The sequence below is a fragment of the Tidjanibacter massiliensis genome, assembly GCF_900104605.1.
Taxonomy (GTDB): domain Bacteria; phylum Bacteroidota; class Bacteroidia; order Bacteroidales; family Rikenellaceae; genus Tidjanibacter; species Tidjanibacter inops.
Genome location: NZ_LT629959.1, coordinates 1 through 12666 on the forward strand (window position 1 = coordinate 1; position 12666 = coordinate 12666).

A 12666-nucleotide genomic window follows, 5' to 3' on the forward strand; every position below is an offset into this window, starting at 1 on the left:
ATTCTGGGTGGTGACTATCACAAAATAAGCTGCCGAGGCGAGTTCGGCAATCTTTCGATCAACCACAACTATACAGTCGTCCGTTTCGACACTATGACTGCCTGGGGCGAATTTGACGACTTACGAAGATTCATTCAGTTCAAATACCCCTCCATCTTCATTTACTACCGCTCGGAAGAACCCGGAATGGGCTACTACGGGACCAATGATGTCAATAGTGAATATCTGCCGCGCATTAAGGTGGAGATCCCACAAAAAAAGTCGTATTACTATTCGAATTGGGAGGAGGTATTTCAATTCCTTTCCGAGAAAATCGGGACCGAGATACACAATATGGAAGAGATGAACCGATTGTTGGATATCTATAACGCGGAACACGATGATGACAGCATACTCGTAATTGAGTTCAGGTTGGACAAGGAGTGTTCTGATGTCGCGGATAGGCTTTCCGATAAATACCTCTCTGTATAAACGTATATCAATATTGATATTTTTGATTGAGAATAACAGAATATATCTAATTATTTGTTATTTTTTGTATTTAGAGTCGTCATTAAGGCTTAAATGACCGGATAACACAAAATTAACATAAGTTGAATTTGTTGATTTTCTCTCCGCATTAGGCTGGTAAAATTTGCTACATATTTGTTACATAGTTTTGTATATAGCTGATTACCAGGCGCTGTGATTTTTTTCTTACAATTGGAATGAGAAACAACCCGGAAACGACCGCCGAATACGCCGCCGTGTTGTGGTTTGATGTAGAATTGGAATGAGAAACAACACTGAACTACCAGCCGAAAGACCAATCAAGTTGTGGTTTGATGTAGAATTGGAATGAGAAACAACCAAAGAAAGCTCATCAATATGAGGAAGTCCGTTGTGGTTTGATGTAGAATTGGAATGAGAAACAACATAAGGTCGGTTGGATTGAAATTCAAGGAAGTTGTGGTTTGATGTAGAATTGGAATGAGGAACAACAACCGGCGTTCGGCTGTTTTTAGGAAGAATTGACAGACCGGGCGTGCCCGGATGTCATGGGGGGACGGTTGAGGCTGCGGTCTGCCATTGCTGTTCAGGTTGGCGGGAGCATGTTGCCTGCGGAAGGAAAATGTGTGCCGGATATCTGTGTACAAGATGTATCGGAATATACCGGTACCTTCGGATTTTGCGGATAATCAATTAATCTTTATATTTGCACACCCTAACGACGCCCGGATGGCGGAATCGGTAGACGCGCTGGTCTCAAACACCAGTGGAGCAATCCGTGCCGGTTCGACCCCGGCTCCGGGTACGCTTGATGATACAACCCAGCTGATATTCAGTTGGGTCGTATCGTTTAAGAGGAGATGTAGAACGGTTTTTCTTTGCGGTACCATTGCCTCGACCGTTTGGCAATCTCTGTGGGTGCCGGATTGTACAATGTCGCTAAAACGGAAACTCCGGTTCCCCGCGGACAAATATGGCGAGGAGCCGGAGTTTCCCGACGATATTACTGGATTAGAATCCGGCCGTGAAATAGATTCCGGCGGGGAAGTGCGTGTAGTTCCGGTAGTCTGCAACCATTGCGGGCGTATCCGAATTGAGGTCGTATACCGAGATATCGTTCGTGAGGAAACTCCAGCCGTAGCCCAGAATTGTATTGTAGTAGTACTCGCCCGTGACGGGGTGTACGGCCGGCATGTTGTAAATTATACCCCAGTTCACGACGTTCGGCTTCACATCGCCCAGCGTTTCGGTCGTATTCGTGGAGAACGTGTGGCGGTAGATTGTCGAGGTATTGTTGCAGAAATAGATTTTGTCGCCTTTGGCGGAAATAGCCGGTGTCGCACCCCAGCCTGCCGAGACGCTGCCTTCGGTCAGGGTGTGTTTCTCCATCGTGTAGTCGGTGGCTGACAATTTGATGATTTGGGCCGGACTGGTCGAACAGGAAACCCATACGTAGCCCTCTTCGTCGGACTTGATGACGCCGGTCACCGTACCCTCCATTGCTATCGTTTCGGCGATGTTGCCGTTTTCGAGTATCAGTACCTTGCTGTTCGCCGGAACGAACACCTTGTCTCCGACGACCGCCATCCGGTTTTTCAGGGCGCCGGCCGTACCCTCTATCTGTTTGAGGCTCCTCGAATCGAGGTCGAGGGTCCATACGCCGGCATTGTCGCGGATGTAGGCCGTGCGACCGACCACAGCCACATGGGAAGGCCACGAGAGCGACGAGCAATCGTCCTTGCTGAAATTGTCCGTGCGTTTGAGCGTTCTGGCATCGGCTTCGACCAGCATACCGTCGTTACCTCCGTTCTGCGATACGATATACAGTTTGTCGTCCGCTATGAACAGGTCCTGAGTCGCGTTGCCGAGCTCGGTACCGTTCATGCGCCAGTAGGCGTAGTTGATGAGGCGTCCGTCGGATGTGATGTAAATGACCGACCCGTTGTCCGACGACGGATTGCCTTCGTTGAGAACGAATGTTCCCTCCGGGTCGGAGTAATCCACTGCCGCGATACGTGCCGATGCCAGCGTCGTCCGCTCTGCACGGTCGATGGCGATGAGTGAAAGGATGCCTTCCGTATAGTAGGAGCTGCCGGCCGCCGGGGCCGTTACCGTTACCGTTTTGGCATGCGGGTCGAGTTTGGCCGACCATCCCTGCGGGACGTGCATCAGGTCGACCGTCGCTACATCGCCCGTAAACGGAAGTTCGCGCTCTTCACCGAATGCGAATAGGTAGTAATTGTCCACATTGGTGCCGCCCCTGGGCAGGGTCTCGGGAAAGACGAATGCGAACCCAGCCGTCGAAGTTTTCGGTATGACAATGGTCGTCTTCCCGTCAGAGAGCGTGAAAACCACTTCCGTATCGCCGTCCTCCACCTTCGAGAACAACGAGTCGCCGTCCTGCCCTTCGGCTGTGATGCCCATCGGCGTCCAGGTCGTGCCGTCGAGCGACATCTCCCACTCTTTCGTATCGGAATTGATGCGTAGCTGCGGGGTGATGCCGTCGGAACCTTCGGCCTTTATTTTCCGCCCGTCGATTTCGATGATTCGGCCGTCGAGCGCCCAGTAGTACAGCCCGTCTTCGTCTTTTACGACCGATATGGACGGAGCATTGGTTCCGTTGGTAATCGTTGCCGTCGTGCCGTCGGAAAAGTTGATGGTATAACCGTTTTCGGTCTCGATTACCGAAGTGACTGTCATATTCTTTTGCAGTGCCTCCACCAGTTTCCGAAGGGTTTCGATGCCCGAATTGGCATTCCTGACCGCCTCTTCCATGGCTTCCACGCGGTCGTTCAGGTCATCGACCGCTTCCCGCAGCTCCTCGTCGTCGTATGGGGAACAGCTCCACATTGCGGCGCCGAACAGGACAACCGCCAGACAGGTAAACAGTTTTTTCATGTCGTTTATGTTTAATTGAAAGATTGAATGAGTTTCAAAGACGAAAAAAGGCCGATAGGCGGATGCTGGTTTACGGCAGGTGTACAACGAACCGAAGCCGGAAAAGGAGAAGGACGCAGGAACGGAGACCCTTTCCCGGAACGAACGTCGACAGGGTATGTAAGATTTCCTCGCCATTCGGATTACGCAGGTGACTGCATGGCGGAAGGGGATGAAAATCAAATCGGAAAAGTGTGCCAGAGGGCCGACCAAGCCATTCGATTCCTACCCGAAACCCGCGGGTGCAAATCCATGTCGTTAAGGCAGGTCTTCTGACTCGTCCCGTTCACCGCGCCTTCCCGGTATCGAAACCAGTGGCAAAGAGTGCGGTAAACGACTTCTCCCGAAGGAGGGGACATACAGCAGCGAGTACTGTTCCGGATTCTCACCGGATTCCCTTTTCATCCGGTGCGGAAGCCCGAACCGGAACCATAACTGCGCAAAGGTAGCAATCTTTTTTGCGAGTTGAGATATGAAGCGATAAAAATCATATAAGCCCTTTTCGAAAGGGAAAGGAGGATTCATGAAACGATGGCCGACCGCAATCGTAGGGGGCGGCAGGGGAGGATGGTGCGGAACCGTTGTCGTGTCTGTATTCGAACGGACGGGCGAAGCTTCTCCTGCTTGTCGTCGGACTCCGGCGCAGCATCGGGAACGGACTTTCTCTTTGTCCGTACTGCGGATGGTCGGGGGCCGGACTGCCGGGAAAGTCGTCGGGACGGTTCAGGCTTTTTCCCTGCCGGCGGCTTTCCGGATAGCTGTCAGGATACCTTCCGTGTCGTAGCCGCAAATCCGTTTCAGTTCGGCTATCGTGCCGTGGTGGATGAAAGTATCGGGGATGCCGAGCCGCACGACCTCTGCGGTATAGCCGTTGGCGGAGATGAATTCGGCGACGGCGCTTCCCACGCCTCCCTCCACGGTACCGTCCTCGACGGTGATTATCCGCCGGAACCGCCGCCCGACGTCGTGCAGAATAGCCGTGTCGAGCGGTTTGGCGAACCGCAGGCTCACCACTTCGGCGGAGATTCCCTCCTCCTCGGCCTGTACTGCGGCCTTCAGGGCATCGTTGGTTACGGTACCTATCGCCAGAACGGCGACATCCTTCCCGCCGCGCAGGGTTATCCCGCGGCCTATCTCCATCCGTCGGAATCCGCCGCTCCAGTCGGCTCCTATCCCCCGGCCGCGCGGATAACGGATGGCGAACGGTACGCCCGACAGGAGCGCCGTGTACATCATCTCCTTGAGTTCCGCCTCGTTGGCCGGTGCGGCTATCGTCATGTTGGGCACGGAGCGCATGAAGGCGAGGTCGAACACACCGTGGTGCGTCACTCCGTCTTCGCCGACAAGGCCCGCACGGTCGAGGCAGAATATGACCGGAAGCCGCTGGATGGCCACGTCGTGAATCATGTGGTCGTAGGCCCGCTGCATGAACGACGAGTAGATATTGCAGAAAGGTATCAGGCCGCCGGCCGCCAGTCCTGCCGAGAAAGTGACCGCATGGCCTTCGGCGATGCCGACGTCGAAGCATCGGTGGGGCATCTCCCGTTGCAGGATATCCATGGAGCTGCCCGTGAGCATGGCCGGTGTGACGCCTACGACGCGTTCGTCGAGGCGGGCGAGTTCGAGGAGCGTATAACCGAATACGTCCTGGTAGCGGTCGGGCTGGTTGTCGCCCGGATTGACGAGCAGTTCGCCGGTGACGGGATTGAACCTGCCGGGGGCGTGCCATATCGGCGGGTTGCTTTCGGCAGGTTTGTAACCCTTGCCCTTTTTGGTAACGACGTGGAGCAGTTTCGGGCCCGGAATGCTCCGCATGTCGCCCAGTACCCGTACCAGCGACTTCAGGTCGTGGCCGTCCACGGGGCCGAAATAGCGGAAGTTGAGGCTCTCGAACAGGTTGCTCTGCTTGAGAATGCTCTGTTTGACGACGTTGCCGAAATTCTGTATCGCGCGCCGCATCCGGGGGACTCCCGACATGGCGTTCCATACCCGGTTTTTCAGCCGGTTGTAGTGTTTTGACGTGGTGATGCCGAGCAGATACTCCTTCAGCGCTCCGACGTTGGGACTGATGGACATGTTGTTGTCGTTCAGAATGACCAGCATGTCCGCATTGGATGCTCCGGCGTTGTTCAGCCCCTCGTAGGCAAGGCCGCCCGTCATGGCGCCGTCGCCTATTACGGCGATGACGTTGCGGTGGATGCCCTGCAGTTTGTTGGCCTGGGCCATGCCCAGTGCGGCCGAGATGGAGACGGAAGCGTGGCCTGCCCCGAAAGCGTCGTAGGGGCTCTCCTCCATGCGCGGAAATCCGCTGATGCCGCCCAACTTCCGGTTCGTGTGGAACTGTTCCCGACGGCCGGTGAGTATCTTGTGGGCATAGGCCTGATGGCCGACGTCCCAGACCACCTTGTCGTCCGGCGTGTCATAGACGTAATGGAGCGCTATGGCGAGTTCCACGGCTCCGAGACTCGATGCGAGGTGTCCCGGATTCACGCAGAGTTCCGATACCATGAAGTCTCTGAGTTCTGCAGCGAGCGTTTCCAGTTCGGGGACGGAGAGTCTGCGCAGGTCTTTCGGAGAATTTATGTCGTCGAGGTATTTATAGCCCGTCTTTACCATGAGAGGAGTGTACGTATCGGGGTACAAAGATACCCAATTATAACTATTTCTGAAAAAAATCGTATCTTCGTGTCGTATAACATCCGAGGTAGGCTGTAAGATGAAATATAAGAGAATATTGCTGAAACTGAGCGGCGAGTCGCTGGCCGGCGATGGAGAGTACGGACTTTCGGCCGGGGTACTCGGTTCGTATGCGTCGCAGATACGGGAAATCGCCGGGGCCGGCGTGGAGGTCGGCATAGTTATTGGAGGAGGAAACATATTCCGCGGCATGCAGGGTGCGGAGAGGGGATTCGACCGTGTGAAGGGCGACCAGATGGGAATGCTCGCGACGGTCATCAACTCGCTGGCTCTGGAATCCGCGCTGCGGGCGGAGGGGATGCAGGCGAAGGTGCTGACTTCCATATGCATGGAGCCGGTCGGGGAGTATTACTCCAAGGACAAGGCGGTGGATTACCTGAGCAGGGGATACGTCGTGATAATCGGCGGCGGAACATCCAATCCCTATTTTACGACCGACAGTGCCGCAGCGCTCCGCGGCATAGAGATAGAGGCCGACGTGCTGCTGAAAGGGACGCGGGTGGACGGCATTTACGATGCCGACCCGGAGAAGCATCCGGAGGCACGGAAATTCGGCGAGATAACTTTCGGGGAGGTGTATGCCCGCGGGCTTCGGATTATGGACCTGACGGCTTTCACGCTCTGCCGGGAGAACGGCCTGCCGATAGTCGTCTTCGACATGGATACGCCCGGAAACCTGCGCAGGGTAGTCCGGGGCGAAGCGATAGGGACGTTGGTGAGGGAATAGCCCTGCCCGGCCGAGAGGAAGGATATCACTTTACAAAAATACGATTGTTTATGAAGAGAATATTGTCAATGCTTTTTGCAGTGTTGTTCTGTTGCGGTATCGCGTCCGCGCAGGGCGACGTGGAGCGGACCACCCTGTTGAAGAAGGGGATGGATGTGCCCGAATTTTCCGTACGGATGCTGGACGGTACGACGCTGACTTCTGCCGAGTTGGAGGGAAAGGTGGTGCTGGTGAATTTCTGGGCTACGTGGTGTCCCCCGTGCCGCAAGGAGTTCACACGGCTGCAAAAGGATATCGTGGACCGTTTCGAGGGGAAGGATTTCGTACTTCTGCCGGTATCGATAGATGACGGCGAGGAGGCCGTCAGGGAGTTCATGCGGAAGAACGGGTACGAATTTCCGGTAGCTTTCGACGGGGACAAGAAACTTTATGGGATGTTTGCGGAGAAATACGTGCCGCGCAACTTCATCATCGGCAAGGACGGGAAGATAGCTTTCCAGACGGTCGGTTATACGCCCGACGAATTCGACGAAATGGTCAGGGGCATCGAGGCCCTGTTGAAATAGAAAACGGGACAATTTTTGATTCAAGCTACATAAAACCTTAACGTTTATGACTGAAGAAGCAACCCTGATATTGGACATTGCCGAGGAGAAGATGAACAAGGCGCTTGAGCATCTTGTCGAGGCGCTGCTCGGAATAAGGGCGGGAAAGGCCAGCCCCAATGTATTGAAAGGAATCATGGTGGATTACTACGGTTCGCAGACGCCCGTTTCGCAGGTGGCGAGTGTTACCGTGCCTGATGCCAAAACGATACTCATCCAGCCGTGGGAGAAAGGGATGATACCCGTAATAGAGAAGGCGATACTCGTGTCGAACATCGGATTGACGCCTTCCAATAATGGTGAGCATATCCGGCTTTCGATTCCTGCGCTGACCGAAGAGCGCCGCAGGGAGCTCGTGAAACAGGTGAAAGGCGAAGGGGAGACGGCGCGTGTGAGTGTCCGCAATGCCCGCCGCGAAGCGGTCGAGGCTTTCAAGGCAGCCCAGAAGAACGGTATGCCCGAAGATATGGCGAAGGACGGTGAGGCGGAAGCCCAGAAGCTGACCGACCGGTTCAGCAAGCAGATAGAGGAGGCGTTGGCCGAGAAGGAGAAAGAGATAATGACCGTATAGCTGCGGTCGGCAGCTCCGTAAAGCGATGGCAGGCTGCCGGGACGGATTCCGTCCCGGCAGCCTGCCATTTTGGGGTGGGCAAAAGATGGTTGCGTGTCCGAATTTCCTGGTCTGTCGTTGGAACAGGCCGGGTTATGGATTTTCTATCTTTATCCGGTATTTGGCAAGCAGGCCCGGCAGGGAGGCCTGAGAGAAACGCGCACCGTTGAGCCGGTTGGTTTCCGGGTCGATAGTAAAACCGGAAGAAGTCAGGAAATCCGCACTTCTCAGGTCGTTGTCGGTAAAGGAGGAGCCCTGCATGTCGCAAGCGTCGAAGAGAACGCCTTTCAAGATGCACGATTCGAATACGGTAGCGTGCATCCGGCATTGCCGGAAAACGGAGTCGGCGGTGATGTGCAGAAATACCGCATCGTCGAAGATACACTCCGTGAAGGATGCCGACAGTCTGTGTGAGCTGTTTCTCTCTCCGAATGATGTTCCGGACATCTTGCATCCGGAGAACGTCACCCCGTCCATTACCGTATTCGCGAATGCGGAGAGGCTAAAATCGCAGCCGGTGAAACGACAGTCGAGCAGGATAATGCCATGCAGGAGCAGTGTCGTGAAAGTGCCGCCTCTGAATATGCATTTGTCGAATACGGTACCTTCCTGAAAAAGGGTGTCCGCCTCGTTTTTTCCGAATGTTCGTCCAGTTATGATATCGGCTTCCATAAATCTCAGAGCATGATGGGGATGCCCCGGTAGAAGTCGAGGATTTTGGTCTTGAAGAGGTAGCTGTATTTGGCCTGGGCAAGCTGCGAGCGGGCGTTCACGAGATTGTAGAGCGCAATGCTGTAATCCACCGGCGAAGCCGCGCCGAGGTTGTATTTTTCCTCCAGCATGCGAAACGCCTCCTCTGTCGTGGTGACGTTTTTAGCCGCCGCTTCGTACTGTTCGTAAGCTCCTACTGCGTCGATATAGGCCTGCCTTATCTCTTTGTTAAGGTTCTTCTGCATTATCATATAATCGTATTCGGCCCTGTGGCGGGCGATGCGATAACTCTTGACGTTGTTGCGGGCCGAGAGGGAGTTGAAGATGGGAATGCTGAGACTGAGTGATATATGATAGCTCGCGTTGTCGCGTATCTGGTCCTTGAACGGATACTGGATGTAGGTGGCGGGGTTGTTGATGTCGGGTTTCTGCCGGCCGTTGGAGAAGGAGGAACCGTAGCCTGCCGAGAGACTCAGGGTGGGGTAGAGGCCTGATTTGGCGATGCTGATATCACGGTCTGCCATATCCATGGCCAGTCCGGCCGATTTGACCTGCGGCAGCTCCTGCGCCATTTCGTAAATCTCTCCCGGGCCCACCGCCACGCCGTCGCGGGAGACGGGCATCGATTCCGGGATGAGGATGCGAAACGTCTCGTAGTCGTCTATCTCCAGCAATTGGCAGAGCGTAAAGTAAGCGAGGGTTCGGTTGTTTTTCGCTTCGATATCCTGAAACTGTGCATCGGCCAGGTCGGCCTGCAATTGCAGCAGGTCGCCCATGGTTTTGCGTCCCGATTCCACCAGCATTTGCGTCTGTTCGACCTGCAGCGTGAGCGTTCGGGTACGCTGTGAGGCGATGGTGACCTTCTCTTCGGCGAACAGCACGTCGAGGTAAGCCGCGGTGATATTGAGCGAGAGGTCGTTGCGGGCCTTGTCCACTTGTAGCAGCATATCCTGCAGGGCCAGGTCGGATTTCTTGAGCTGGAGATATTTGCGCATTCCCGCAAACACTTCCGTGCCGAGCGAGAGGGAGGCGCTGAGGTCGGTATTGCTGGAGTTCTCGCGGAATTCATAGGTGGTCGGGTCGAGGACGCGGCCGAACGAAGTTCCGGAGCCGACCGATGCGCTTACCGACGGTATGTAGTTGAGCCGAGTCTGCTTTCGGGCCAGCTCGGCATCTTCGATGGAGAGCTCCTGCCGCTGTATCTCTATGTTGTTTTCCTGAGCATACCGGATACACTCCTGCAGCGTCCACGGGGCGGCTGCCGGGAGGCCGGTTTCTTCTGCCGCATACCGGGCTGTCGGTGAGGACGACCGGGCGAGGGTCTCCTGCTGCTGTCCTTCGGCTTTTCCGCCGGATAGCAGCAGGGCGGTCAGGGTGAAGAAGACGGTAACTATCGTTTTGCGTTTCATGGCGGTGAGGTTTTACGTTACGGGTAGGCTATTTCTTGGTGCGCGGCATCGCCATGCCCCGCAGCCGGTCGGTTTCGGAGAGTCCCTCCTTGATTTCCATGTTCATGCCGTCCGAGAGTCCCGTCGTGACCTCCCTTTTCTCGAACGTCTGTTCTTCGGCCCCTTCGGGACTTGTCAGCACGTAGGCGTAGGTTTTGTCCTCCTCGAATTCGAGTACGCTCTCCGGCACGGCCAGCACGTTCTCGCGGTTCTCTATCATGATGCTTGCATTGGCACTGTAACCCGAACGGACGAAGATGTTATCGTCCACGTCCACGGCAGCTTTTACTTCGAACATGATGACGTTGTTGTCCGTTGTCGCCTTCGGGGAGATATATTCCAGCCGTGCGTTCAGTTTCGAGTCCTGTACGGCGCCGATGGTGAGCGTGACGGGCATCCCTTCGTGGAGCTTGCCCACATCGGTCTCGTCGACCTTCCCGCGGAATATCATGTCGTTCATGTCGGCCACGACGGCTATTGTCGTGCCGTCGTTGAACGTATTGGACTGGATGACCGAGTTGCCCACCTTGACGGGAATGTCCAGTATCATGCCGTCTATCGTGGAACGTATCTGGGTATTGCTTATTTCGGCGTTGCGGGAGACGATGCCGTCGCGTACGATTTCCAGGTTGTCGCGTGCGCTCTGGAGGTTCTCTTCCGCAATCCGGAGCTGTGTCTCCGCCTTCTCGAACTCGTCGAGGGTGATGACGTTCTTCCGGTAGAGTTTTTCGGTGCGTTCGTATTCGCGCCTGGTCTGTTCCAGATTTATTTCCGCCTGCTTGACTCCCGATTCGGCGTTGTTGAGGGAACTCATCTCCGGAATGACCTTCACGGTGGCGATTACGTCGCCCTGCCGCACCATGTTGCCTGCCTCCTTGTGCAGGGCGGAGATGATGCCCGAAATCTGGGGCTTGATGAGTACTTCGTCGCGCGGTTCGACCTGTCCGGTGGCTACCACGAATTGGGAGATGGTGTCGCGGACGGGCGTCACTATCCCGTAGATGGTCTTGACCGGCCGCGTCTTGTTCCACAGGAAGACGAACGTCCCGACGAACAGTCCCGCGAGCAGGACGATGAGCAGGATTCTAAATACTTTCTTCATAACTGCTATATTTTAAATTTTCATTCCCAGTCTGTCGTTGCGTCCTGTCCGGTTTGGCAGTTGCACGGCTGCATCCGGCGCTACTCCTCCCTAATCGCATCCACCGCCTTTATCTTCATGGCACGGCTGGCCGGGATGATGCCGGCCAGCAAGCTTCCGGCGATGATGATGAGGGTGGCCGTGATGCCGAGCCCGAAAGATATCTGCAGCGGCTGCATGTCGCTCCCCAGCTCCGTCGTGGCCGCTATCAGCTTCTCGAATACCGACAGTGCTCCGACTCCGGCCGCAAGGCCGAGGATACCGGCGATGAAGGTCAGCAGGAAACTTTCGGAGAGAATCTGCGATATGATGGACCACGGCCGGGCGCCTATCGCCCGGCGGACGCCTATCTCCTGCGTCCGCTCCCGTACGATGACGAGCATGATGTTGCTGACGCCTACGATGCCGGCCAGCAGCGTACCCAGACCCACTATCCATGTCAGCAGGCTGATGCCGTTCAGTAGTCCGTTCACCTTTTCGAACTGTTCGCCGAGGTTGAAGCCGCTGATGGCTTTCTTGTCGTCGGGCGAAATGATGTGGTTGGCTGCGATGATGCGCTTGCACTTCTCCTCGATGTCCTGGATGCGGACGTCGTCTTCCGCCATGATGGTTATCATATCCACCGAAGAACCTTCGTTCCAGAGCTGCTGTACGAGCGAGTTGGGTACGGCGATGGTGGTTTCCGGATTGCTCCCGATGTTTATCGAGGTGCTGCCCCGCTCCATGACGCCCACGACGGTCAGGTAGAGGTCGTTCATCTTGATGACTTCGCCCACGGGGTTTTCGCCGCCGGGGAAGAGCTCCTTCCATATCTGTCCGCCGATGACACACACCTTGCGCTTGCCCTCCATGTCCGGCTGGTTGATGAAGCGGCCGAATTTCAGGGGCTGCGGATTGATTTTCTGGAAATCCGGCGTATAGCCCATCAGGTAGTATTCGCCCTTGCGTTCGTTGTGCGACACCTTCTGCGAACCTCCCCAGTTCATGGCTGCCGCATACTTGATGTCGGGAACCTGCTGCCGGATGGCTTCCAGGTCGTGCATGTCGAAGTTCCACCATCGGCCCGAAGGCATACCCTGATAGGGGATGCTCGTCTGGTCGGTGAAAAAATAGGTCGTATTGGTGGAGTAGCTGCCCAGCGAGGAGAGGGCGGTGCGTCCCAGCCACATGCCGAATCCCATCATCACGGTGAACATGAAGATGCCCCAGAAGACCCCCAGTCCCGTCATGATGCTCCTTTTGCGGTTGCGGGCGATGGTTTCCCAGATTTCTTTCCAGCGGTCGAGGTCGAACATGGCTTG

Annotated in this window: 10 protein-coding genes, 1 tRNA gene and 1 riboswitch; of the genes, 5 read left to right on the forward strand and 6 right to left on the reverse strand. The window is 55.5% G+C overall.

Going from position 1 to position 12666, the window contains the following annotated elements:
- A partial coding sequence (locus BQ5361_RS10765) for a hypothetical protein (RefSeq protein WP_071424838.1) occupies nucleotides 1-471 on the forward strand: 471 nt, incomplete at its 5' end.
- Between the two features lie 741 nt (nucleotides 472-1212).
- A tRNA-Leu gene (locus tag BQ5361_RS00070) sits at nucleotides 1213-1294 on the forward strand.
- Between the two features lie 206 nt (nucleotides 1295-1500).
- On the opposite strand, the gene BQ5361_RS00075 is transcribed toward BQ5361_RS00070, so the two are convergent.
- Together BQ5361_RS00075 and dxs are read right to left on the reverse strand one after the other, a co-directional pair.
- Nucleotides 1501-3387, reverse strand: coding sequence for a DUF5074 domain-containing protein (locus BQ5361_RS00075; RefSeq protein ID WP_052131074.1), 1887 nt, complete (start codon nucleotides 3385-3387; stop codon nucleotides 1501-1503).
- Nucleotides 3388-3671: 284 nt separating this feature from the next.
- Nucleotides 3672-3875: riboswitch (cobalamin riboswitch) on the reverse strand.
- A gap of 274 nt (nucleotides 3876-4149) precedes the next feature.
- The gene (gene dxs / locus BQ5361_RS00080) at nucleotides 4150-6042 is read right to left on the reverse strand and encodes a 1-deoxy-D-xylulose-5-phosphate synthase (protein WP_035473648.1); all 1893 of its coding nucleotides are present in this window, start codon (nucleotides 6040-6042) and stop codon (nucleotides 4150-4152) included.
- Between the two features lie 100 nt (nucleotides 6043-6142).
- Here dxs and pyrH point away from each other — a divergent pair, with 100 nt between their 5' ends.
- Genes pyrH through frr form a run of 3 tightly spaced genes read left to right on the forward strand, consistent with a single transcriptional unit; the run spans nucleotide 6143 to nucleotide 8026 of the window.
- Nucleotides 6143-6850 carry a UMP kinase gene (pyrH, locus tag BQ5361_RS00085; protein WP_022064466.1) on the forward strand — a complete coding sequence of 236 codons (708 nt, stop codon included), beginning with the start codon at nucleotides 6143-6145 and terminating at the stop codon, nucleotides 6848-6850.
- 50 nt (nucleotides 6851-6900) lie between these two features.
- On the forward strand, nucleotides 6901-7416 hold the full coding sequence (locus BQ5361_RS00090) for a TlpA family protein disulfide reductase (RefSeq protein ID WP_022064465.1): 516 nt from the start codon (nucleotides 6901-6903) through the stop codon (nucleotides 7414-7416).
- 46 nt (nucleotides 7417-7462) lie between these two features.
- Nucleotides 7463-8026: a ribosome recycling factor gene (gene frr, locus BQ5361_RS00095; RefSeq protein WP_022064464.1), complete on the forward strand. Its 564-nt coding sequence runs from the start codon at nucleotides 7463-7465 to the stop codon at nucleotides 8024-8026.
- A gap of 132 nt (nucleotides 8027-8158) precedes the next feature.
- On the opposite strand, the gene BQ5361_RS00100 is transcribed toward frr, so the two are convergent.
- From BQ5361_RS00100 to BQ5361_RS00115, 4 genes are all read right to left on the reverse strand, one after another.
- Nucleotides 8159-8737 carry a pentapeptide repeat-containing protein gene (locus BQ5361_RS00100; protein ID WP_035473650.1) on the reverse strand — a complete coding sequence of 193 codons (579 nt, stop codon included), beginning with the start codon at nucleotides 8735-8737 and terminating at the stop codon, nucleotides 8159-8161.
- 5 nt (nucleotides 8738-8742) lie between these two features.
- On the reverse strand, nucleotides 8743-10185 hold the full coding sequence (locus tag BQ5361_RS00105; RefSeq protein ID WP_035473652.1) for a TolC family protein: 1443 nt from the start codon (nucleotides 10183-10185) through the stop codon (nucleotides 8743-8745).
- A gap of 28 nt (nucleotides 10186-10213) precedes the next feature.
- The gene (locus tag BQ5361_RS00110; RefSeq protein WP_035473655.1) at nucleotides 10214-11326 is read right to left on the reverse strand and encodes an efflux RND transporter periplasmic adaptor subunit; all 1113 of its coding nucleotides are present in this window, start codon (nucleotides 11324-11326) and stop codon (nucleotides 10214-10216) included.
- Nucleotides 11327-11406: 80 nt separating this feature from the next.
- Nucleotides 11407-12660: an ABC transporter permease gene (locus tag BQ5361_RS00115; protein ID WP_022064460.1), complete on the reverse strand. Its 1254-nt coding sequence runs from the start codon at nucleotides 12658-12660 to the stop codon at nucleotides 11407-11409.
- Nucleotides 12661-12666 lie beyond the last annotated feature (6 nt).

Coding starts and splice junctions, on each gene's coding strand:
- frr (WP_022064464.1), top strand. CDS start 7,463: ATGACTGAAGAAGCAACCCTGATATTGGACATTGCCGAGGAGAAGATG.
- BQ5361_RS00090 (WP_022064465.1), top strand. CDS start 6,901: ATGAAGAGAATATTGTCAATGCTTTTTGCAGTGTTGTTCTGTTGCGGT.
- BQ5361_RS00105 (WP_035473652.1), bottom strand. CDS start 10,185: ATGAAACGCAAAACGATAGTTACCGTCTTCTTCACCCTGACCGCCCTG.
- BQ5361_RS00075 (WP_052131074.1), bottom strand. CDS start 3,387: ATGAAAAAACTGTTTACCTGTCTGGCGGTTGTCCTGTTCGGCGCCGCA.
- BQ5361_RS00100 (WP_035473650.1), bottom strand. CDS start 8,737: ATGGAAGCCGATATCATAACTGGACGAACATTCGGAAAAAACGAGGCG.
- BQ5361_RS00110 (WP_035473655.1), bottom strand. CDS start 11,326: ATGAAGAAAGTATTTAGAATCCTGCTCATCGTCCTGCTCGCGGGACTG.
- BQ5361_RS00115 (WP_022064460.1), bottom strand. CDS start 12,660: ATGTTCGACCTCGACCGCTGGAAAGAAATCTGGGAAACCATCGCCCGC.
- dxs (WP_035473648.1), bottom strand. CDS start 6,042: ATGGTAAAGACGGGCTATAAATACCTCGACGACATAAATTCTCCGAAA.
- pyrH (WP_022064466.1), top strand. CDS start 6,143: ATGAAATATAAGAGAATATTGCTGAAACTGAGCGGCGAGTCGCTGGCC.